Here is a 21,039-nt window from a genome sequence, read left to right on the forward strand (position 1 = left end):
GCGCGCGCCGGGAATGCCCGCGAACGTAGGGGCATGAACGGCCACGAATCGGGAGGAACCGGCGTTGCACGTCCAGGAGTGGCTCGACACGGTGCCCGCGGCAGCCGTCTATGCCGTGGTGGCACTGGTCATCGGTCTGGAGAGCCTGGGCATCCCGCTGCCGGGCGAGATCGTCCTGGTCTCGGCGGCGCTGCTGTCCTCGCAGCACTCGGGCATCAACCCGATCGTCCTCGGCGCCTGCGCGACCCTCGGTGCCGTGATCGGCGACTCCATCGGCTACGCGATCGGCCGCAAGGGCGGACGGCCGCTGCTGGCCTGGCTCGGCAAGAAGTTCCCACGGCACTTCGGTGAGGGGCATATCGCCACCGCCGAGCGGTCCTTCGAGAAGTGGGGCATGTGGGCCGTCTTCTTCGGCCGCTTCGTCGCCCTGCTGCGGATCTTCGCCGGCCCGCTCGCGGGCGTCCTGCACATGCCGTACTGGAAGTTCCTGATCGCCAACGTCCTCGGCGGTATCTGCTGGGCGGGCGGCACCACGGCGGTCATCTACTACGTCGGTGTGGTCGCCGAGGACTGGCTGAAGCGGTTCTCCTACCTGGGCCTGGCGGCGGCCGTCCTCTTCGGTCTCGCGTCGATGCTGGTGATCAGGCGCAAGGCGAAGAAGTCGGCGGCGCAGCGGGAGGCGGCCGAGACGGAGCCCGTACCGGCCGTCGACTGAGGCTGGGACGGCTACGGCTTCTCGTGCACCTCGCGGTGCGCCTTCGCGAGGTCCGCGTACAGCGTGCCGTTGAGCGTGATGCCCTCGCGCTCCTCGTCCGTCAGTTCCCGCCTGATCTTCGCGGGGACGCCCGCGACCAGCGAACCCGGCGGCACCTGCGTGCCCTGCGGCACCAGAGCCTGCGCGGCGACGAGTGAACCGGCGCCGATCACCGCGCCGTTGAGGACCGTCGCGCCCATGCCGATCAGACAGTCTTCCTCGACGGTCGCCCCGTGCACCACCGCGTTGTGCCCCACGGACACCCGCGCACCGATGCTGACCGGGAACCCCGGGTCCGCGTGGAGCGTGCAGTTGTCCTGGATGTTGGCCCGGGCGCCGACGGAGATCCGCTCGACGTCACCCCGCAGTACGGCGCCGTACCAGACGCTCGCCCCGGCCTGCAGCGTCACGTCCCCGACGACCGAGGCCGTGGGCGCCACGAACGCCTCTTCGTCGATCCTCGGCTCCCTGTCGCCGATCCCCGTGATCAACGCCTTGTGCGTCATCGTTCTCGCTCCTTGTGGCCGTCCTCGCTTCAGAACGCACCGTACGCCACCCGGTGGGGCGAAGATCACAAGCCCTCGACCTCATAAGGGCACCGCACTCTCAGTACGGTGACTGCGTGCCGAAGCGCAAGAACACGTTCTCATCCTGGCGTCACCGTCTCGTCCAGCGCGCGGTGCACGCGGGCTGGGCCTGGGTGCAGCGCACGGGCTCCGTCACCGCCGACTCCCCGGGACGGTTCCGCTTCGGCGCGATGGGAACCGGTACCAGGCTCGCCTTCCCGCTCGGCACGGTCTTCGGCGAACCCTGGATCCATCTGGGCGCCCACTGCATCGTCGGCGAACAGGTCACCCTCACCGCCGGCCTGATGCCCGACCTCGACCTCGGCCCCGACCCCATCCTGCGGCTCGGCGACGGCGTGGTCCTCGGCCGCGGCAGCCACGTCATCGCCGACACGACGGTCACCATCGGCAGCGACTGCTACTTCGGCCCGTACGTCTACGTCACGTCCACGAACCACTCGTACGACGATCCCCACGAGCCCATCGGCAAGCAGTGGCCCCGGATGGAGCCGGTGGAGATCGGCCCGGGCTGCTGGATCGGCACCGGCGCGGTGATCCTGCCGGGCGCGCGGATCGGGCGGAACGTGGTGGTGGCCGCCGGGGCGGTCGTCCGCGGCGAGGTGCCCGACCATGCGGTGGTGGCGGGGGCGCCCGCCCGGGTCGTACGCCGCTGGACCTCGGCCGAGGGCTGGCAGCCGCCCCTCAGGACTCCCGCGCCGGTGCCGATCCCCGACGGTGTCACCCCCGAACAGCTGCTGGCGCTCTCGGAGTTGGACGACGAGACGGTGGAGCGGTTGGCGCAGCTCGACGTGGAGTCCTGACGCGCGCGCCGCTGGTTCGGCAGGGTGCCCGGCGTCTTGCTCGGGCTGGGGCGGATGCCGATCGTGCCCCGTGCCCCGTGCTCGGGCCGAGGTCGAGCCGAGCAGCGGATCTCGAAGCTCCTGCTCAGGCTCAATCCGACCTCACTCCTCGTTCGGGGCGAGCCGGACGGCAGACTCCGAAACCCGATCACCCTGCGGCCAGCAGCAGCGTGCCGAGTAGAGCGAGGCCCGCGCCCGCTGCCTGGACCGTGCGGAGGCGTTCGTCGAGGAAGCCGCGGGCGGCGAGGGACGTCACCACCGGGTAGAGCGAGGCCAGGACCGCGGCCACGGTGATCGGGCCGTGCTGGGCGGCGATCGAGTACGTGCCGTTCGCCGCGACGTCCGCGAGGCCGACGAAGGCGAGCGTCGGCAGGGAGGCCCAGGGGAAGCCGGTCGGCGGGAGGGCCTCGGCGCCGCGTCGCACGGAGACGTACAGGGCGATGCCGCCGGCGACCACGTTCGTCACGCGCTGCACGAAGAGGGCGAGGAAGAGGCCGGTGACGGTCGTCGAGGCCTCCGCGATCAGCGCGAACACCGCGCCGAAGCCGAGCGCCGCGACGAGGGTGAGCACGATGGCCCGGCGCTGGACGGACGCGCCGCGCAGTTGCGGACCTCCAGCGAGGACGACCCCGGTGACGGCGACCGCGATGCCCGCGACCTGCACCATGCCGGGGCGCTCGCCGAGGAACAGGCCCACGCCGACCGGGACGGCCACGCTCAGGGTCGCGAGCGGGGAGACGACGCCCATCGGGCCCAGCGCGAGCGCCTTGTAGAAGGCGATCATCGCCACGGGGCTCGCCAGGCCGGCCGCGACCGCGAACCACAGCCGCGGCCCCGCCTCGCTCCAGCCGCCCGTCGCCACCACGACCACGCCGAGCACGGCCGCCGCGATCACCTGCGAGACCACGACCACCGTCAGCGCCGGGGTGCGCCGGGTGAGCAGGCCGCCGCCGAAGTCGGCCAGGCCCCACAGGAGACTGGTGGCCAGGGCGAAGAATGCTGTCACGGTCGCCTCGCAGTACAGTTCGGTGAACGATCCGGTGCACCACACCGTAGTTCACTGCATTGCACTCTGTCATTCAGAATATTGGACGTGAAGTGGCGGACCTCGACCTGCTGAACCAGTCCCTGGCGCGCAACGTCAAGCGCTGGCGCAACGAACGCGGCTTCACCCTCGACGCGCTCGCCGCCCGCGCCGGAGTCAGCCGCGGCATGCTCATCCAGATCGAGCAGGCCCGCACCAACCCCAGCATCGGCACCGTCGTGAAGATCGGGGACGCGCTGGGCATCAGCATCACCACACTGCTCGACTACGAGCAGGGCCCCAAGGTCCGGATCGTCCCCGCCGACCAGGCGGTGCGGCTCTGGCACACCGACGCCGGCAGCTACAACCGCCTCCTCGCCGGCACCGAGGCCCCCGGCCCGCTGGAGATGTGGGACTGGCGCCTCATGCCCGGCGACCACAGCCCCTCCGACCCGCACCCCGCCGGGACGGTCGAGCTCGTGCACGTGACGGCCGGCGAGTTGACCCTCACCGTCGACGGCGAGAAGTACCCCGTCCCGGCCGGTTCGAGCGTCTCCTTCGAGGCCAACAGCGCGCACACGTACGGCAACGAGGGGCAGGCGCCGGTCGAGATGATCATGTGCGTCTCGGTTCCCGGCGTGCGCTGAAGGCGGCGCGGGAGGCGGTCCGAGGGGTTTGTTAGCGTGCCGCCATGGACGCACCCATCGGACACTTCGACCACGCCGCCCCCGCTCCCGACGCCCTCGACCACCTGATCGGCCCGGTCGCCGACGCCGTACGCCGGTGGCGCGGCAGTGTCCCCGCCGAGCAGATCGTCTACGTCGAGACGGACCCGGAGTGGGCCGACACCGCGACCTTCGTGGAGCGCTACGGCCGGGAGCTGCTCGAACAGTCGGCGAACTGTGTGGTGGTCGCCGGCAAGCGGGGCGGCGAGACCACCCTCGCGGCCTGTGTCGCGCTGTCCACCACCCGGGTCGACGTGAACGGCACGGTCCGTCGCCAACTCGGCGCCCGCAAGGCCTCGTTCGCGTCGATGGACACCGCGACGGGGGAGACCGGCATGGAGTACGGCGGCATCACCCCGATCGGACTGCCCGACGGTTGGCCCCTGTTGGTGGACTCGGCCGTCGTCGACCTCCCGTACGTCCTGGTCGGCAGCGGCCGGCGGCGCGGCAAGCTGCTGGTGCCGGGCAAGGCGTTCGCCGAACTGCCCGGCGCCGTGGTCCTGGAGGGACTGGGAGTGGCGGTCTGACCGGGGTGTCCCGTCAGTGCCTTGTCAGGTGGCGGAGTCCTCGCCGAGGTACTGCTCCGCGAACGCGCCGGCCGCCGCGGGCGAGGTGAACAGACGGCGCAGTCGGGCGAGCGTGGTACCGGCGCGGAACGGGTCGCCCGAGGACGTGCCGTGGTAGACGTCCGACAGCCACTGCGAGAACTCCTGGTAGTCCCACACCCGTTGCAGGCACGCGTCCGAGTAGCCGTGCAGGCCGCCCGCGTCGCCCTTCGTGAGGTAGGAGACAAGCCCGTCGCCGAGCAGGAAGGCGTCGTGCAGGGCGAGGTTCATGCCCTTGGCCGCGATGGGGGCCGTGAGGTGGGCCGCGTCCCCGGCGAGGAAGAGGCGGCCGAACACCATCGGTTCGACCACGTAGTTGTGCATGTCGAGGACGCGCTTCTCGATCAGCCGTCCCTCCGTCAGGGGCGGCCGGTCGGCGGCGCCGAGCCGCTCCTGCAGCTCGGTCCAGACGCGCTCGTGCGACCAGTTCTCCGGGTCGTCGCCGGGCGGGCACTCCAGGTAGTAGCGGGTGACCTCGGGGCTGCGCGGCATGTGTCCAGCGAACCCGCGCGGATGGATGCCGAACAGCACACAGTCCGAGGAGGGCGGCGCCTCGGCGAGCAGCGCCAGCCAGCCGATGCCGTAGTCGTGCCGGGCGATGCGAGCCCGCTCCGGCAGCACCGTCCGCGTCACCCCGCGCGCTCCGTCGCAGCCGGCCACGAAGTCGCAGTGCACGAGCTGCCGTTGACCGGTCTCCGGGTCCGTGTACGAAACTGAGGGCCGGTCCGAGTCCAGGTCGTGCAGCTGTACGTCCCGCACGCCGAACCGAATGGCCCCGCCGCGCACGTCCGCGTACTCCCGCACCAGGTCCGTCACGAGCAACGGCTGCGGGTAGACGAAGTGGTGATGCCCCGTCAGCTCGTGGTACGAGAACCGGTGGCGCCGCGCCTCGAACCGGAACTCGCACTCGGTGTGCAGCTCGGCCCGCGCCAACAGGTTGTCCGCGAGGCCCCGTTGTTCGAGGCCGCGCACCGCCCACTCCTCGATCACGCCGGCCCGGGGCCGCCGTTCTATGAACTCGCGGGTCTCCACCTCCAGGACCAGGCAGTCGACGGAGGCGGCGCGCAGGATGTTGCCGATGGTGAGGCCGGCCGGTCCGGCGCCCACGATCACCACGGGAAAGCGCTGCGCGGACGGCGGGCCGGAGTGGGCGGAGCCGGGGTGGGGGGAAGCGAAAGTCACCCGAGCATTATGACGGTGGCCCGTCAGCGGCGGCAGGGTTCACCGCGGCCGACGGGCCGTCGTACCAGGGGACTTGGCAGGGGACGTGTGGTGGTGGCGTGGGTGCCGTGAGCCGGCCGGTGCGTGTGTGCCGTACGTCCGTCAGTGCGCGGGCGCGTCGGTGACCACGACCTCCTCGATGCTCCGCTCGATCGCCTCGACCGGGGACGCGGTCGCCCGCGCCCAGTAGTAGATGCCGACCGAGAAGGCCGCGATGATCAGCATGTCCCACCACAGGCCGATGCGGCCGGCACCGCCGAAGCCGCCCTGCGAGGAGATCACACCCATCCCCAGCAGATAGACCGGCAGCCACTGGGCGGCCTTGAAGTCCATCCGGGGCGCGTCCGGTTGCTCGGACGCGGTCGCGTACCAGGCGTAGAGACCGAGCAGCAGGTAGCCGAGGACGATCGCGATGCCCAGCCGCCACAGGGTGTCCCAACCGGCCCAGTAGATGATGAAGTTGGCCACCACGAACGACAGCGGCGAGAGCACCTTGCCGGCCGGCAGCCGGTAGGGGTGGTCGTGGTCCGGCAGCCGGTCGGCGAAGACGCCGTACGCCAACGGAGCGCCCGCGTACATCAGGACGCTCGCCGAGGTGATGAAGCCGACCAGCTCCTGCCAGCTCGGGAACGGCAGGAAGCAGACCACGCCGGTCACGAAGGAGACGATCAGGCCGAACCACGGCACGCCCCGGGCGTCGGTGCGGGCGAAGAGCTTCGGCGCGTAGCCGTTCTTCGCCAGGCCGAAGGAGACCCGGGAGGTGGCGGTGGTGTAGATCAGACCGGTGCCACCGGGGGAGATCACGGCGTCGAGATAGAGCACCACGCTCAGCCAGCCGAGCCCCACCAGGGTCGCGAGACCGGCCCAAGGGCCGCTGATCCCCTGGAAGTCGAGGTGCGCCCAGCCGTGCGCGAAGGTGCTGTGCGGCAGCGCGGCGATGAACACGACCTGGAGCAGCAGGTAGATGACCGCGCCGATGGCGACCGAACCCAGGGTCGCCCGGGGCAGATCCCGCTTCGGATTGCGGCTCTCGCCCGCCAGTTGGATCGCCTGCTCGAAGCCCAGCAGAGCGAAGATGATGCCGCTGCCGCTGATGGCGCTGAGCACGCCCTTGGCACCGAACGGCGCGAAGGTCTCCGAAGTGAAGTTGCCCGGATGGAAGTTGCCGGCCGCGATGATGAAGATGGCGCCCAGCGGGACGGCGATCTTCCACCAGGTGGCGGCGCTGTTGGTGTGTGCCAGGGCGCGGACGCCGAAGAAGTTGACCGCGACGAACACGGCCATCAGGACGACGGCGGTGGCGAAGCCGCTCGTCGTCAGCGTGCCGTCGGCGTGCTGAAGGCCCTGCGCCCAGTGCCAGTGACCGGCGTAGCCGATCATCGCCTCGACCTCGATCGGGGCGACGGTCGCGGCCTGCAGCCAGGAGAACCAGCCGAAGGACATGCCCGCCAGGCCGCCGAAGGCGTAGTGCGGATAGCGTGCGGTGCCGCCCGCGACCGGGAACATGCCGCCGAGTTCGGCGTGCACCAGGGCGAGCAGCACGATCGCGATCGCGCCGATCACCCACGAGATGATCGCCGCGGGTCCGGCTGCCACGACGGCTTTCTCGGCGCCGTAGAGCCATCCCGAACCGATGATGGAACCGACGGAGGCCCACATCAGACCGATGAGTCCGACGTCCCTCCTCAGTCCGCCTGTGCCTCTTGTCTCCGCCGCGGGGCGTGATCGACGCTCACCATTTTCTCAGCGGCCTCTCATGAAATGTATAGAAACTTTCAGCGCCTGAGAGGTTGCAGGTTAGGAATCAAAGGTGGGCGTGCAGAAGACCCCTGGCACAATCTTGACCAGGGGGAGGGCGGATCCTGGACTGTGCTTCAGAAGGTCTGTACGCGGCACTTCGGAAGGTCGGAAGGCGGTGTGAATGTGGGGCGCGACCCCTGCTTAGCGCAGGCGCGGGATCTCGATCGCGGGGCACCGGTCCATGACCATCTCCAGGCCGGCCGCGCGGGTGCGGTCATAGGCGCCCTCGTCGATCACACCGAGCTGGAACCAGACGCCCTTCGCGCCGATGGTGACGGCTTCGCCCGCGACCGCCCCGGCGAGATCGCTGTTCACGAACACGTCGACGACGTCGACCTCGAACGGGATCTCCTCCAGCGAGGCGTACCCCTTCTCCCCGTGCACGGTCTCCGCCTTCGGGTGCACGGGCACGATCCGTTTGCCGAAGCGCTGCAGGACACCGGCGACGCTGTACGCCGCGCGCTGCTGGTTCGACGACAGGCCCACGATCGCCCAGGTGTCGCCGAGGTCGGTGAGGATCTTGCGGACTGTCGCTGAGTCGCCGTACACGCTCTGCCTCCTCGGGGTTGGTGCGTAACCTGTCGCTTCGCACAACAGCGGGCGGAGCACGATGATTCCTCGAATCCATGTGCCGTTCTTGACCATCGGCTTACCATGCGAACGCGTATGTGAACGGCTCTTGGGGGAGGCGCGTTTGTCCGGCAGTGCAGGTGAAGCGGGGTCGGGGCTGCCGCAGGGCGTGCGGCTGTACCGGCTGAGTCCCGACGGCTCCGTCGTCCTCGCCGATCGTGACGGCGCCCGCGAGCTGGGGCCCGAGCGGGATCTTCTGCGGTTCATCGACGACGGACAGTTCGCCCACTATCTGATCGGGGACGCCGGCACCTCGCCCGAGCGGCCCTCCAACGCCACCGTCAAACTCGGCATCGTCGGCCCGCGCAGTGCCTTCACCCCGCACGCGCACGGCGGCGAGCACTTCGTCCTCAGCCTCGGCTACGCGGCCTGCGGCCTCTACGACAGCGAGCGCGGCCGCGTCACCGAAGTCCCGCTCGTCCCGGGCGAGTTGATCCGTATCCCGGAGATGATGCCGCACTCCTTCGCCAACCGGGACACGGCCCCGCTGACCATCCTGGCCGCCAACACCGGCTACGGCATCGACCACGAGGACTACGCGATCACCGCGCCCGAGGCGGAACGCAGGGCCGGAGGGTCGTCGTACGAGGGCATCGGCTCGGCGGGTGTGCGCACCGCCACCCTCGCCGCCACCGACTACCTCCAACTCGCCGCCGCCCTGCGCGACATCGAGCAGGTCCAGCAGGCGCGCGGGCCGGGCGTCACCACCGTGCGGGAGCGGCTGGCGGCCCGGCTGCGTCGGCTCGCGCAAGGACTGGAGGGCCGACGGTGATCTGTCCGCACTGCGAGAAGTCCCTGCTGCGCAAGGAGCGTCCCGGCAACGTCTGTAGCAAGTGCGGGCGCCGGTACGCCCTGGACCCCAAGACCAACCCGCTGAAACTCAACGACCTGCGGGTCCGCCGGATCGCCCTCGGACTCACCCAGGACGGCCAAGTACCGTGTACTCCGGGCCAGTTGTGGTACGCCCTGTCCCGCAAGTCGCTGCGGGACAGCGGGGCCGAGATGGGCTGCGCCGTCGCGTTGACCGTCGTCGGCGTCATCGTGGGATTCGTCGGGCTGGGCTCGGAGTCCGGAGCCATCGCCACGCTCGGCGGACTGTTGCTCCTCGGGGCGATCGGCGACGTGGTCGCACATGTGGCGGGCGTGGGCCGGGGGCGACCGAAACTCGCCCGGGAGGCCTTCCGCACCGGGCCGTTGGCGGAGTGGAAGAGCGTGTACGGGGCGCTGCCGGACGGGGTGATCGAAGACGGCCGCTATCCGACGCCGATGACGCCGGGTCCGGCCTCGACGCTGACCAACTCGGGCCGGGCGCCCGCCCCCTTGACCCCGGCGCCGTCGCCCGACGGAATCGTTCTCGTCTGCCCGGACCGGTCCATCGCCGTCTTCCTCGACGCGGCGGGCCTGACTGCGCGGTACGGCGTCACGCTCGTCGCCGAGGCGTCCGCACTGCCCGCCGCACCCGGCCGGGGGCCCGTACTCGTGCTTCATGACGCCGACGCCCAGGGCCTGTTGCTCGCCCAGCGCGTCCGCACCGCGCACCCCGCACGCCAGGTCGTCGACCTCGGTCTGCCGCTCGGTGCCGTGCAGGGGCTCGCGCGCGCGGTGCCCGTGCGGGGCGAGGTGCCGCAGGCGCGGGTCCTGGAACTGCTGGGAGAGAGCGGGGAGTTGAGCCCCGCCCAGCTGAAGTGGCTGGGCAAGGGGTGGGGGTTCCCGCTCGTCGGGGTGCCGCCGGCGAAGCTGCTGGCCGTCGTCACCCGGGCCGTGGAGAGGGCCGGTACGGCGGACGATCCGGTGCGGCGGCGGGCCGCCTCCGTCGGTTTCCTGACCTGGCCGGAGGAGGGGAGATGATCTGCCCCAACTGCCAGGCCTCCCTGCTGCGCAAGGAACGTACGGGCAATGTGTGCTCCCGCTGCGGGCGCCCGTACGCCGTCGACCCCAAGGTGTACGGCCCGGGCATGAACGACACGCGCATCCGGCGTATCGCCGAGAAGGTCACCGACGGGGGCCGCCGACAGGTCACCGTCACCCAGCTCTGGTACCTCGCCCGGACCGCCAACTCCTCCTGGACGGCGGTCCCGAAGAGCGGACGACCGCGGTGGGTCGGGCGCACGGTGAAATGGATCCTCGGCATCGGGCTCGTGGTGCTCGGCGTCCTCATCCAGGACGTGCCCTTCGCCGCGTTCCTCTGGTGGGGGTGCGTGGGCGTGGCCGCCCTCGTGTACGTCGTGGCGAAGGGGGAGGCGTATCGGCCCGAACGCCGGGCCGGTGGATATCTGTCGCCCGCGCTGCCGGACTTCAGGACGATGGTCTGCGCGCGGTGGGTGCAGACGTACGGGAAGCTGCCGCCCGGAATCGTGGACGACCAGAACCATCGGGAGTCGCGCGAGAGCACCGACGGCCGACGCAAGGGCGGCGGCCCGCGGCGGGAGCCGGAGTCAGGGACTTTGGTGGTCGAACTGCTCTGCCCGGACAGGGCTGTTCGCGTCTTTCTCTCGGCCAACGGAATTCCGCGACGGCTGAGCCTGACCCTCGCCGCCGGGCTCTCCGAACTGTCCGGCACCGGACCCGTGGTGGTACTCCACGACGCGAGCGCGCGCGGTCTCCAACTGGTCGCCGACGCCCGCGCGATCGAGCCCCGGCGGGTGGTGGTGGACGCGGGACTGCCGGTGCGGTCGGTCGTCGACAATCGCAAGGTCGTACGGCTCTACGAGGAACCGCCCGCCGGTGTGCTCGGCGAACCGGGGCAACAGCCGGACTGGCTGCGGCAGTTGGCGTGGCGCGCGCCCCAGGAGGCCGCATGGGTGGCCCATGGCTGGGTCAGTCCCGTCGCCGCGGTGCCGCCCGCGGTGCTGGAGACGGCGGTCGAGCGAGCCGTGCGGGAGGCCCGCGCCTCTGCGGACAGGAAGCGGCAACAGGCCGCCGCGGTCGGCTTCATGAGCTGGCCGCAGCCTTCGAAACCACCGGTGAGGGACGGGAACTGACATGCCGACGGCCACGAACCCGGTCGGCCGGCTGCTGCTGGAGCGGGCGATCACCCTCGCGGCGCAGCGCGCCGCCGCCCCCGGGAACCTCCGCTTCACCGAACGCCAGCTGTACTACGAGACGTGCCGCGTCCTGCGCCCGACACCCGCGCCGGTGCGCCGCATCCCGTACAGCCCGGCCCCGCCGTTGCGGTTGTCCCGGTTCACCGAGGTGCTGCGCGGCGCGGGGTGGGCCGCGGAGTTGCCGGGACTGCTGCCGGCCCCTGTCCCTGGCGTCCCGACGATCGGCGGGCCGGCCCGCGAACCCGACCTCTACGACTACGCGCTGCCCCGGCTGCTGATCTGCCAGAACCGTGCCATCGCTCGGATGCTGCTGGCCAACCATGTGCATCTGGAGGCGGCCTGCCCCGTGTTGAGCGCCGAGGACGATCTGCCGCTGGACTCCCGGCTGGTGGCCGGCCTGGAGCGGGCCGGCGGTGCGACCGTGCACGTCCTGCACGACGCGAGCCCTGCCGGGATCGCGTTGCCCGGTCGGGTGCGTGAGGGGTTGGGGTCGGTGTCCGGCCGGGTGCGGGAGGAGTTGGGATCGACGCCTGTCCGGGTCGTCTCGCTCGGGCTCGTGCCCCGGCACGCCCAGACCCTCCGCCTGGTGGCCGGGCGCAGGCCCCGCCCGCTGCCACCGCTCGGACCGTTGCCGCCCGGGCTCCGGCCCGCCGAGGTCGACTGGCTCGCCGCGGGTCGGTTCGCCGAGGTCGCCGCGGTGCCGCCGGCCAAGCTCCTGCGCGCCGTGCTGCGGCTCACCCGTGGACCCCGGCCGACCCGTCACTCCGTCTGGGGCGAGCTGCGCGGACTGCGCACCGCCGGGTTCATGACCTGGCCCGACGCATGATCCGACGCCGACCCGAGGACCGTATGCCCTTCCGCCGCAGACCCGAGGACCTACGACGATGATCCGCCCACGCGAAATCGGCTACACGGACGAACTGCTCGCCGACGGCAGCGTCCACCGCACCTACGAGGACGGACGGCAGGAATGGCGTCGTCGCGGTCCGGCCGGCGAGGTGTTCTGGCGGGACGACCGGGAGAACACCGGCACGGACGAACTCCTTGGCGACAAGATCGTCAAGCGGACCCTCGCCGACGGCACGGTGACCTACGGGCGGGACATCGGCTACGGCCGGACGCTCTGGGGACGCGGCGAGACCCTCATGATCAACCGGACGTCGTTCGGCGGCCGGATGGGAGCGATCCTCGTCGGCCTCGGAGTGGCCGGACTCGCCGTCACCGCCTCCCAGTTGCCGCCGCTCGCCCTCACCCCGGAGGAGGAAGAGGAACTGCGCCAGCAGGCGGCACAGAGCTCGTCCTCCGGCGGCGACGGTGGCGGCGGAGGGGACGGCGGGGGTGACGGCGGCGGTGACAGTGGTGACGGCGGCGACTGGGACGGCGGGCACTGGGGCGACGACGGGGGCGGCTGGAGCGACGACGACTTCGGCTGAGCGAGGGTTTCCGCCGGCGGATGAGAAGGCGCGTACCCGGCGACAGGAAGCCGGGGTACGCGGCAACAGGAAAGGACACTCCGAATGACGCGTTTTTGCGTCAGTCTCGCGTCGGACACCGCGCCCACCGACGGTCGGCCCGGAGCCGCCGACGCGCACCTCGCTGCCATGGGCGCCTCCGCGGTCGCCCCCGGGATGGCCCTCGTGCGGGACGAACCCGGCCACGCCCAGGGGCCGTTCGAGGCGTACGGGACGCGGGCCGTCGGAGAGGTCACCCTGCACAACCGCGCCGACCTCCTGGCCGCCCTCGCGGCCGACGGCGCCCCCGCCCCACCGGGCACCGGTGACGGCGAACTGCTCCTGCGCTGCTGGGCGCGGCTCGGCGAACAGGGCGTCGCGCTCGCCGAAGGCATGTTCGCGCTGGCCGTCCTCGACGGCCACGACCTCGTCCTGATCCGCGACCACGTCGGCGCCCGCACCCTCTTCTACGCCCGTGCCGCAGACGCCTGGGCGGCCTCGACCTCCCTGCGCGCACTACGCCGTTGGCCCGCGCTGGGCACCCGCATGAACCTGTCCGCCGTACGTTCCTTCCTCACCTTCGCCTATCTGCCGGGCGACGAGACGCTGTTGGAGGGCGTACGCGAGGTGCTGCCCGGCCGGGTGCTGCGGCTGGCGGCCGACGGGACGGCGACCGAGGCGGTCTACTGGGAACCCCAAGAGGCGCTCCCGGAGCAGGAGATGGGCGGGGCCGGGGACGACCACGTCCTCATCCTGCGCGCACTCCTCGAAGAGGCCACCGCGCGGCGGCTGCCCGAGGCCGAGGCGGTCGGTGTCCTGCTGTCCGGCGGGATCGACAGTTCGCTCGTCACCGCGCTCGCCGCGAAGCTGCACAGCCACCCCGTGCACACGTACTCCATCAGCTTCGGCGACGAACTCCCCAACGAACTCGGCTACTCGGGCCTGGTCGCCACCCACTGCCACACCCGGCACCGAGTGTTGACGGTCTCCGGTACGGCGGTCGCTGCGCGCCTTGCCGACACGGCCGCCCTGCTCGACAGCCCCGTCGGCGACCCCCTGACCGTGCCGAACCTGCTGCTCGCCGAGGCGGTCGCGGGCGACGGGCTGCGGACCGTGCTCAACGGGGAGGGCGGAGACCCGGTGTTCGGCGGGCCGAAGAACCTCCCGATGCTGGTCCAGGAGATGCACGCGGGGGCGCCGGGAGCGCACGGTTCGCCCTGGTACGAGGACCGGGCCACCGCCTATCTGCGGTCCTACCGCAAGTGCTGGACCGACCTCCCGGACCTGCTGACCGCCGACGCGCTGTCCGCCCTGGAGTCCGCGCCGGCCCCGCAACGCTTCGTCGAGCCCTACCTCACCGGCCCCGACCGCATGACCCACCTCCTCAACCAACTCCTCCACTGCAACCTCCGCACCAAGGGCGCCCACCACATCCTCACCAAGGTCGAACGGCTCACCGCCTCCCAAGGGCTCCAGGGCCGCGCCCCGCTCTTCGACCGACGAGTGATCGACCACGCCTTCGCGACCCCGCCCACGCTCAAACTCCGGGGCACGAGCGAGAAGTGGGTGCTGAAGGAAGCCGTACGGGACTTGCTGCCGGCCACCGTCGTGGACCGGCCGAAGAGCGGAATGCGGGTTCCGGTGCAGCAGTGGTTGAGCGGTCCGCTGCGGGAGTTGGGCGGTGATCTGCTGCTCGGCCGGGCCGCGCGGCAAAGGGGGTTGTTCCGGCCCGAGACCGTACGGACCTGGCTGCGCGGCGAGGGCGCGTTGCTGCCCCGGCAGGGCGGGAAGCTGTGGCTGGTGCTCACGCTGGAGCTGTGGTTGCGGGCGTACGACCTGTGAACCGGGTCAACAGGCACGACCGATCCCGTTGTGAACCGAACGGTTCTTGTGAACAGCACGATGGAGGAAACCGCACTGTGAACACCACCCTCATCGACCCCCGCACCGGCCGCGACCGAGGCACCGCCCCCGTCGCCCGCGAGAGCGAGGTGCGGTCCGCCGTCGGGGCCGCCCGCACCGCGCTGCCCGCCTGGCGTGGCCTGACACCCAAGGAACGGTCCCGTCGGCTGGAGCGGCTGGCCGCGCTGGTGGAGGAGCACGCCGACGCGTACGTCGCACGGGAGGCCGCCGGGACCGGCAAGCCGGCGAGCGAGACGACGGGTGAGGTGGCGCAGGTCGCCGACCTCTTCCGGTTCTACGCCTCCGCCGTCCGCGCCCAGTCGGTACCGGCCGCCGGCCGCCTGGTCGACGGCCACGAGAGCTGGGTCCGCTGGGAACCTCTCGGGGTCGTAGCGGTCGTAGTGCCCTGGAACTACCCGCTGATGATGGCCGCCTGGCGGTGCGCCCCGGCCCTGGCCGCCGGCAACACGGTGGTCGCCAAGCCCGCCGAGACGACCCCCGACACGCTCGAACTCCTCGCCGAGCACGCCGCCGAAGCGCTCGGTCCCGGGGTTCTCACCGCCGTCGCGGGCGACCGGCAGACCGGCCGGCTGCTGGTCGAGGCGGATGTCGACATGGTCGCGTTCACCGGCAGCGCGGCGGCCGGCGCCGACGTGGCGGCGCGGGCCGGAGGGCGCCGGGTCAGTCTCGAACTCGGCGGCAACGCCCCCGCGCTCGTCCTGCCCGACGCACCCGACGACACCTGGGCCCAACTCGCCGGCGCCTGCACCTACAACGCCGGGCAGAGCTGCGCCGCCCCCGCCCGCGTCATCACCCTGCGCGAGAACTACGAGGAGACGGTGGAGCGGTTGGCCGCCGCGGCCCGGGACTGCCTCGCGGGCCGGGACTTCGGTCCGCTCAACAACCCGGACCAGCTGGCCCGTTACGACGGCATCGTCAAGTCCTCCGCCGCCGGACGAAACCTGGCGGCCGACATCGCCCCCGGGCCCGGCGAGGACAACGGCTTCTGGCGCCCCACCCGGATCCTGGCCGACCTCCCCGACGACGACCCGGCGGTGGTGGAAGAGGTCTTCGGCCCGCTGCTCACCGTGCAGTCGGCGGAGAACCTGGACGCGGCGGTGACGCTGGCCAACGGGGTCCTCCAGGCGCTGGCGGCCAGCGTATGGACCCGCGACCTGACGACCGGGCTGGACCTCGCCGGCCGACTGAACGCGGGAGAGGCCTGGCTCAACTGCCACCTCGTCCAGACCGCCGAACTCCCGCACGGCGGCCGAGGCGCCTCGGGCCACGGCACGGACCTGAGCACCCTGGCCCTGCCCGAGTACCAACGCCCCAAGACGATCACCGCCCGCCTGGTACGGGGGAGTTGACGGCGCCGGCTCCGAGCCGGGGGCAGTCAGGGCGGCGGGGCGCGACCGATCCCCGCCATCGCCACACGCGCCCGTCTTCCGCTCGCGCACCTGGGGGAATCCACGATCCGTGTCCGGAAAACGCGCAGGATGCCTGCGCTCGGCCCTCCGCCCGCCTACGCTCGCTGCGTGCTGCGCATCACCGACGCCCGAACCGGCCAACCCGTCGACGCCGCCCCTGTCCGCCGACGGCTGACCAGGGTGGAGGCCCATGTGCGGGGCCGCGACCCCGGCGCGCTGCGGGTGCTGCTGGTCGCCGATCTCCTCGTCCGCACGCTGGAACTCGGCGGTACCCCGGTCTGGCCCCTGCTGACCGGCGACCGGGACCAGGCGGAACTGCGGGCCGACGGTGCCGCGCTGGGCATCCACCCCTTCGAGGACACCCGGGACGTCGGCTCCGGGCTGGGCGAGTCGCAGGTCGTCCATGTGCTGGGGGAGGACGCTACGAGTCCCGGGGACGGGGTCCTGGTCGCCGTAGCACCCGTGCACGTGGAGCCGGACGATCTCGGCCATCTGGAGGTGCGGCGGCCCGGCCAGCCCGGCGCGAACCGCACCGACCCCGCCGTCCTGCGCCTTGCGTTCCTCTCCTGCCCCCGCGACACGCCCGCCCGGCTCGACAAGGCCGCTCTGGCCGAGGCCGGTGACACGCTCCGGCGCTGGCGTCGGGCGGTCGCGGGGTGGGCGCGGCAGCCCTCGCGGCCGGTGCCCGACGAGGTCCGCGCACGGCTGCGCGCCGCCTGGGAGGACGACGTGGACGTTCCCGAGGTGCTGCGCGTGCTGGCCGACGTAGAGGCGTCGAGCGAGCTGCCCGAGGGGGCCCGCTTCGAGACGTACGTCTATGCGGACCGGCTGCTCGGCCTCGAACTCTCCCGTGACCTGGGATCCCCGGAGTGATCGCCCGCGCGGGAGCCGGTCCGCTGCGTCGGCTGGTCGTCCTACGGCACGCCAAGTCCGCCTGGCCCGTGGGCGTCGCCGACCACGAGCGCCCGCTCGCCCCGCGTGGCCGCCGCGACGCACCCGCGGCGGGCCGCGCGCTCGCCGAGCACGACTGTCTGCCGGACCTCGCCCTGTGCTCCACCGCCGAACGGGCCCGCCAGACCTGGGAGTTGGCCGCGGCGCAGTGGGGCACCCCGCCGCCGGTCCACCGTGACCCGCGCCTGTACGGCGCCGACGTCCCCGAACTGCTCGACGTCGTGCACGAGGTGTCCGCCGAGGTGGAGACCCTCCTCCTGGTCGGGCACAACCCGGGCCTGGAGGAGCTCGTCCTCGAACTCGCCGGGGACGGCCTCGACAACGCGCTGGACGAGGTGCGGCTGAAGTTCCCGACCTCCGCGATCGCCGTACTGGCCTGGCACGGCGCCACCTGGGAAGCCCTCGCCCCCGGCACCGCCCTGCTGACGAACATGCTCGTGCCGCGCGGAGACAAGGGCGGCACGAAGCACTGACCCGGCCCGCGAACAGAACACCGTCCTAACCCACGTGCACCCAAGGCCGCCGCTCCGGATCCGGCTCCGCCCGGCGCAGCACCTCGCGCGTGACCGGCGCGACCTCGCCGTGGCCGAAGACCAGGAACTGGAAGAGGTGGCTGACCGGGTTGCCCTCGGTCCAGCTGAAGTAGGCGTGCGGGACTTCGCCCGTGCGGTCGCGGATCGACAGCAGGACCGCGGCGATCGTGTTGGGCACGGTCGGACCCCCAACGCGCAGTCGCTGCACCCCGTGCTTCTCGTCGCCGCGCACGGTGACCTCCGACGTGAAGTCGGAGGAGTCCCGCACGAACACCTCAAGGAACAGCGGCGGTTCCCCCTCGGGGATGTGCGTGTGGGCCCGCTGCTCGTACTCCTTGGCGCGGTACTGCCCGGTGGTGTGGTCGTCCGGCTCGTTGGCGATCACCTGGACCGGTCCGCGGCGCGCTGCCTCGTCCACCAGCCGGGCCGCCGTCTCGTCGAACGTGACCTCCGTGGCCCGCAGTTCGAAGGCCCGGTGCACCCGTGAGACGAACGAGGTCACCAGGATGGCGAGGATGAAGATCAGCGCGATCTTGAGGCCGTCGGGCCGCTCCACGACATTGGTGACGAGGGTGTACGCGAAGACCGCGGTGATCACGCCGAAGCCGATCGCGGCCCGCCGGTGCCCCCGCTTGTGCACGGCCACCGTCGACGCGAACGCCGCGGACAGCATCAGCACCAGCACACCGGTCGCGTACGCCCCGCTCTGCGCGTCCACGTTCGCGTCGAACCACAGGGTGATGAGGACGGCGGTCACCATGAACACCAGCACCAAGGGGCGCACGGCCCGCGTCCACTCCGGAGCCATGCCGTAGCGCGGGAGGTAGCGCGGTACGAGGTTCAGCAGCCCGGCCAGCGCCGAGGCGCCCGCGAACCACAGGATGGCGATGGTCGAGACGTCGTACACCGTGCCGAACGCCTGGCCCAGGTGCTCGTGCGCGAGATAGGCGAGGGCGCGTCCGTTGGCCGGGCCGCCGGTCTTGAAGTCGTCCTGCGGGATCAGGATCGTCGTCGCGAGGCTGGACAGGAGCAGGAAGCAGCTCATGATGACGGCGGCCGTGGTCAGCAGCTTGCGGGTCTCGCGGATCCGGCCGGTGGGCTTCGCGTACGTGTCCGTCGGGTCGCCCTTGACCTGCGGCATCACCGCCACTCCGGTCTCGAAGCCGGACATGCCGAGCGCCAGCTTCGGGAACACCAGCAGCGCCACGCCGATCATGGCCAGCGGTGAGGAGTGCTCGGCGGTCATGGCGTCCGTCCAGTCCCCGATCCGTACCGGATGGCTCAGCACCTCCCAGGCGGAGACGGCGAGCACGACCACGTTCAGGGTCATGTACGTCCCCACCAGCACCACCGCGATCCCGATGGCCTCCCGGAAGCCCTTCAGGAAGACCGCGCCGAGCAGACCGACCAGCACCAGCGTGATCCAGAGGTTCTCGCCCTCCAGCCAGTGCGGGGCGAACGGGTTCTCGACGACGTGCGCGGCGGCGTCGGCGGCCGACAGGGTGATCGTGATCATGAAGTCGGTGGCCGCGAACCCGAGCAGCACCAGCACGAAGATCTTCCCCGACCACCACGAGAGCAGCCGCTCCAGCATGGCGATCGATCCCTCGCCGTGCGGACTCTCGTGCGCCACCCGCCGATAGACGGGCAGCGCGCCGAGCAGGGTCAGCCCGATCAGCACCAGCGTCGCCAGCGGGGAGAGCAGTCCGGCGGCGAGTGCGGCGATGCCCGGCTGGTAGCCGAGGGTGGAGAAGTAGTCGACGCCGGTCAGGCACATGACGCGCCACCAGGTGTGGCCCTTCTCCTCGGGCTGCGGGGCGGCATGCGGTCCCTGATGCCGGGCGGACTGCTGGCTCAGTCCGTCCAGGAGCCACGAGCGCAGCCGGGTCCTGACGGAGGGGGACGGTGAGGTCGGGGAGTTCACGCTGCCACTCTTGTCCACCTCTGCGCCGCTCATGCCGTGCTCCCCCGGTGCTCGTGCGGGCGAGCCGCCCCCGATGTGTCCCTGACATCCTCACCCGCACCGCCGAAGGGGGCGACAGCACCAGGTCATAGGGTGGACGAATGCAGGACGAGTACCGCACAGTCGCCCGCGCGGGCGTGCACGAGACCGAGGTCAACCGCTCCCGTTTCCTGTGCGCTCTCGCCCCGGCGGCCACCGAGCGGGAGGCCCAGGCCTTCGTCGCCGCGATCCGCAAGGAGCACGCGGACGCCTCCCACAACTGCTGGGCCTACGTCATCGGCGCCGACGCCTCGGTCCAGAAGGCGAGCGACGACGGCGAACCCGGCGGCACCGCGGGCGTCCCCATGCTCCAGATGCTGCTGCGCCGTGAGATGCGCTACGTCGTCGCTGTCGTCACCCGCTACTACGGCGGGGTCAAGCTCGGCGCGGGCGGACTGATCAGGGCGTACGGCGGTGCGGTCGGCGAGGCCCTGGACGGACTCGGCACCCTCACCCGCCGCCGCTTCCGCCTCGCCACGGTCACCGTCGACCACCAGCGGGCCGGCAAGGTGCAGAACGACCTGCGCTCGACCGGCCGCGAGGTCCGCGACGTGCGCTACGCCGAGGCCGTCACCATCGACATCGCCCTGCCGGACGCCGACGTGGACGCCTTCCGGTCCTGGCTCGCCGACGCGACCGCGGGGACGGCGGAGCTGGAGCTGGGCGGGGAGGCGTACGGGGACGCGTGACCGGTCTCCGTCGGCCGGTCAGGCGCGTCGGTCCGGGTGTCGGCCCGTCATGGAGCGTCGGCCGGGACACCCGCCTCCCGCAGCCCCAGCCACACCCGGTCCCGCGTCAGCGGCAGTTCCGTGAAGCGGACGCCGGTCGCGTCGAGCGGGGCGTTGGCGAAGGCGGGGGCGACCGGGTTGAAGGGGCTCTCGCTCATCGACTTGGCGCCCAACGGGCCGATGGCGTCGGCCGTCTCCATGAAGTGGACCTCGGTGCGCGGCACGTCGGCGTACTGCGGCAGCCGGTAGCGGCGGAACGCGGTCGTCTCCACCGCGCCCGTGCCGTCGATCCGGACGTGCTCGAAGAGGGTGGCGCCGGCTGCCGACCGGACGTGCCCCCGCACGGCGGGATCGCCGCACCGGACGCCTCCGCTCTGACCGACGCCACCACTTTCACCGCGCTCGACACCCTGCTCACCGGCGTGCCCGCCGAGGTCCGCGCCGCCTACAGCCGCACCGTCCTGGGCCCCCTGCTGAACCCCGAAAGCGCCTCCGCCGTCGCCCTCCTGCGCACCCTGGAGACCTTCCTCGCCCACGACGGCTCCTGGGCCCGCACGTTCGAGGCCCTGCACCTGCACGTCAACACCGTCCACTACCGCGTCCAGCGCATCGAGCACTTCACCGGCCGCGACCTCTCCCGCCTCCAGGACCGCCTCGACCTGTGGGCCGCCCTGCTGTGCCGGGTGGACGACGGGCGCGGCCGGTAGGAGTCGCTTGCCAGGGAAGTCGGGGTCTGTGGGGGATCAGGTACCGAAAAGCGTTAGCGTGGTGGCTGCTGACCGCGGGTCGGCGCGGGTGTACCAGGTACCAGGC

Annotated in this window: 21 protein-coding genes and 1 pseudogene; 15 read left to right on the forward strand and 7 right to left on the reverse strand. The window is 71.9% G+C overall.

Annotated features, from left to right (window positions below; genetic code table 11):
- Window positions 1–64: 64 nt before the first annotated feature.
- Window positions 65–715: a DedA family protein gene (locus M2283_RS43420; protein ID WP_280882110.1), complete on the forward strand. Its 651-nt coding sequence runs from the start codon at window positions 65–67 to the stop codon at window positions 713–715.
- Between the two features lie 11 nt (window positions 716–726).
- Here the strand turns inward: M2283_RS43420 and M2283_RS43425 are convergent, their stop codons facing one another.
- The gene (locus M2283_RS43425; protein ID WP_280882111.1) at window positions 727–1,260 is read right to left on the reverse strand and encodes a gamma carbonic anhydrase family protein; all 534 of its coding nucleotides are present in this window, start codon (window positions 1,258–1,260) and stop codon (window positions 727–729) included.
- Window positions 1,261–1,376: 116 nt separating this feature from the next.
- Here M2283_RS43425 and M2283_RS43430 point away from each other — a divergent pair, with 116 nt between their 5' ends.
- Window positions 1,377–2,141, forward strand: a complete 765-nt coding sequence (locus M2283_RS43430; protein WP_280882112.1) for an acyltransferase — start codon at window positions 1,377–1,379, stop codon at window positions 2,139–2,141.
- 187 nt (window positions 2,142–2,328) lie between these two features.
- On the opposite strand, the gene M2283_RS43435 is transcribed toward M2283_RS43430, so the two are convergent.
- On the reverse strand, window positions 2,329–3,186 hold the full coding sequence (locus M2283_RS43435; protein WP_280882113.1) for an EamA family transporter: 858 nt from the start codon (window positions 3,184–3,186) through the stop codon (window positions 2,329–2,331).
- Window positions 3,187–3,278: 92 nt separating this feature from the next.
- Between M2283_RS43435 and M2283_RS43440 the strand changes: the two genes are divergently transcribed.
- Both M2283_RS43440 and M2283_RS43445 read left to right on the forward strand, forming a co-directional pair.
- Window positions 3,279–3,851, forward strand: a complete 573-nt coding sequence (locus M2283_RS43440) for a helix-turn-helix domain-containing protein (RefSeq protein ID WP_280882114.1) — start codon at window positions 3,279–3,281, stop codon at window positions 3,849–3,851.
- A 44-nt stretch (window positions 3,852–3,895) separates the two neighbouring features.
- Window positions 3,896–4,456: a YbaK/EbsC family protein gene (locus tag M2283_RS43445; protein ID WP_280882115.1), complete on the forward strand. Its 561-nt coding sequence runs from the start codon at window positions 3,896–3,898 to the stop codon at window positions 4,454–4,456.
- Between the two features lie 24 nt (window positions 4,457–4,480).
- On the opposite strand, the gene M2283_RS43450 is transcribed toward M2283_RS43445, so the two are convergent.
- The 3 genes from M2283_RS43450 to M2283_RS43460 form a co-directional block, all read right to left on the reverse strand.
- Complete coding sequence (locus M2283_RS43450) at window positions 4,481–5,716, reverse strand: 4-hydroxybenzoate 3-monooxygenase (protein WP_432423210.1); 1,236 nt, start codon at window positions 5,714–5,716, stop codon at window positions 4,481–4,483.
- 141 nt (window positions 5,717–5,857) lie between these two features.
- A complete protein-coding gene (locus M2283_RS43455; protein ID WP_280882116.1) occupies window positions 5,858–7,414 on the reverse strand; it encodes an APC family permease in 1,557 nt (518 codons plus the stop codon).
- Between the two features lie 282 nt (window positions 7,415–7,696).
- Window positions 7,697–8,104 (reverse strand): CoA-binding protein, encoded by a 408-nt coding sequence (locus M2283_RS43460; RefSeq protein ID WP_280882117.1) that lies wholly within the window; start codon window positions 8,102–8,104, stop codon window positions 7,697–7,699.
- Window positions 8,105–8,249: 145 nt separating this feature from the next.
- On the opposite strand from M2283_RS43460, the gene M2283_RS43465 reads away from it, so the two are divergent.
- From M2283_RS43465 to M2283_RS43505, 9 genes are all read left to right on the forward strand, one after another.
- A complete protein-coding gene (locus M2283_RS43465; RefSeq protein WP_280882118.1) occupies window positions 8,250–8,957 on the forward strand; it encodes a cupin domain-containing protein in 708 nt (235 codons plus the stop codon).
- Window positions 8,954–10,033, forward strand: coding sequence for a hypothetical protein (locus M2283_RS43470; RefSeq protein ID WP_280882119.1), 1,080 nt, complete (start codon window positions 8,954–8,956; stop codon window positions 10,031–10,033). Before M2283_RS43465 ends, M2283_RS43470 begins: the two co-directional genes overlap by 4 nt.
- Complete coding sequence (locus tag M2283_RS43475; protein WP_280882120.1) at window positions 10,030–11,166, forward strand: hypothetical protein; 1,137 nt, start codon at window positions 10,030–10,032, stop codon at window positions 11,164–11,166. The genes M2283_RS43470 and M2283_RS43475 overlap by 4 nt, the downstream gene beginning before the upstream one ends.
- Before the next feature lies 1 nt (window position 11,167).
- The gene (locus M2283_RS43480; protein WP_280882121.1) at window positions 11,168–12,055 is read left to right on the forward strand and encodes a hypothetical protein; all 888 of its coding nucleotides are present in this window, start codon (window positions 11,168–11,170) and stop codon (window positions 12,053–12,055) included.
- A gap of 58 nt (window positions 12,056–12,113) precedes the next feature.
- Window positions 12,114–12,662, forward strand: coding sequence for a hypothetical protein (locus M2283_RS43485; RefSeq protein WP_280882122.1), 549 nt, complete (start codon window positions 12,114–12,116; stop codon window positions 12,660–12,662).
- Between the two features lie 84 nt (window positions 12,663–12,746).
- Window positions 12,747–14,522 (forward strand): asparagine synthetase B family protein, encoded by a 1,776-nt coding sequence (locus M2283_RS43490; RefSeq protein ID WP_280882123.1) that lies wholly within the window; start codon window positions 12,747–12,749, stop codon window positions 14,520–14,522.
- 77 nt (window positions 14,523–14,599) lie between these two features.
- The gene (locus tag M2283_RS43495) at window positions 14,600–15,952 is read left to right on the forward strand and encodes an aldehyde dehydrogenase family protein (protein ID WP_280882124.1); all 1,353 of its coding nucleotides are present in this window, start codon (window positions 14,600–14,602) and stop codon (window positions 15,950–15,952) included.
- A gap of 129 nt (window positions 15,953–16,081) precedes the next feature.
- Window positions 16,082–16,885, forward strand: coding sequence for a hypothetical protein (locus tag M2283_RS43500; protein WP_280882125.1), 804 nt, complete (start codon window positions 16,082–16,084; stop codon window positions 16,883–16,885).
- Window positions 16,882–17,436, forward strand: coding sequence for a SixA phosphatase family protein (locus M2283_RS43505; protein WP_280882126.1), 555 nt, complete (start codon window positions 16,882–16,884; stop codon window positions 17,434–17,436). Before M2283_RS43500 ends, M2283_RS43505 begins: the two co-directional genes overlap by 4 nt.
- A 25-nt stretch (window positions 17,437–17,461) precedes the next feature.
- Here the strand turns inward: M2283_RS43505 and M2283_RS43510 are convergent, their stop codons facing one another.
- Window positions 17,462–19,453, reverse strand: a complete 1,992-nt coding sequence (locus M2283_RS43510) for an amino acid transporter (protein WP_280882127.1) — start codon at window positions 19,451–19,453, stop codon at window positions 17,462–17,464.
- A 107-nt stretch (window positions 19,454–19,560) separates the two neighbouring features.
- Here M2283_RS43510 and M2283_RS43515 point away from each other — a divergent pair, with 107 nt between their 5' ends.
- A complete protein-coding gene (locus M2283_RS43515) occupies window positions 19,561–20,187 on the forward strand; it encodes a YigZ family protein (RefSeq protein WP_280882128.1) in 627 nt (208 codons plus the stop codon).
- Window positions 20,188–20,234: 47 nt separating this feature from the next.
- On the opposite strand, the pseudogene M2283_RS43520 reads toward M2283_RS43515, so the two are convergent.
- Window positions 20,235–20,570: pseudogene (locus tag M2283_RS43520) on the reverse strand (aldehyde oxidase); the annotation flags it as partial.
- A gap of 78 nt (window positions 20,571–20,648) precedes the next feature.
- On the opposite strand from M2283_RS43520, the gene M2283_RS43525 reads away from it, so the two are divergent.
- Entirely contained in the window at window positions 20,649–20,933 is a 285-nt protein-coding gene (locus tag M2283_RS43525; protein ID WP_432423212.1) for a PucR family transcriptional regulator, read from the forward strand.
- The last annotated feature ends 106 nt before the right edge of the window (window positions 20,934–21,039 follow it).

It is taken from the genome of Streptomyces pseudovenezuelae (genome assembly GCF_029892565.1).
GTDB lineage: Bacteria > Actinomycetota > Actinomycetes > Streptomycetales > Streptomycetaceae > Streptomyces > Streptomyces pseudovenezuelae_A.

Excerpts from the sequence above, each read along its gene's own strand:
- M2283_RS43425 (WP_280882111.1), bottom strand. The coding sequence starts at position 1,260 with ATGACGCACAAGGCGTTGATCACGGGGATCGGCGACAGGGAGCCGAGG.
- M2283_RS43445 (WP_280882115.1), top strand. The coding sequence starts at position 3,896 with ATGGACGCACCCATCGGACACTTCGACCACGCCGCCCCCGCTCCCGAC.
- M2283_RS43455 (WP_280882116.1), bottom strand. The coding sequence starts at position 7,414 with ATGTGGGCCTCCGTCGGTTCCATCATCGGTTCGGGATGGCTCTACGGC.
- M2283_RS43475 (WP_280882120.1), top strand. The coding sequence starts at position 10,030 with ATGATCTGCCCCAACTGCCAGGCCTCCCTGCTGCGCAAGGAACGTACG.
- M2283_RS43480 (WP_280882121.1), top strand. The coding sequence starts at position 11,168 with ATGCCGACGGCCACGAACCCGGTCGGCCGGCTGCTGCTGGAGCGGGCG.
- M2283_RS43485 (WP_280882122.1), top strand. The coding sequence starts at position 12,114 with ATGATCCGCCCACGCGAAATCGGCTACACGGACGAACTGCTCGCCGAC.
- M2283_RS43490 (WP_280882123.1), top strand. The coding sequence starts at position 12,747 with ATGACGCGTTTTTGCGTCAGTCTCGCGTCGGACACCGCGCCCACCGAC.
- M2283_RS43500 (WP_280882125.1), top strand. The coding sequence starts at position 16,082 with ATGCCTGCGCTCGGCCCTCCGCCCGCCTACGCTCGCTGCGTGCTGCGC.
- M2283_RS43510 (WP_280882127.1), bottom strand. The coding sequence starts at position 19,453 with ATGAGCGGCGCAGAGGTGGACAAGAGTGGCAGCGTGAACTCCCCGACC.
- M2283_RS43515 (WP_280882128.1), top strand. The coding sequence starts at position 19,561 with ATGCAGGACGAGTACCGCACAGTCGCCCGCGCGGGCGTGCACGAGACC.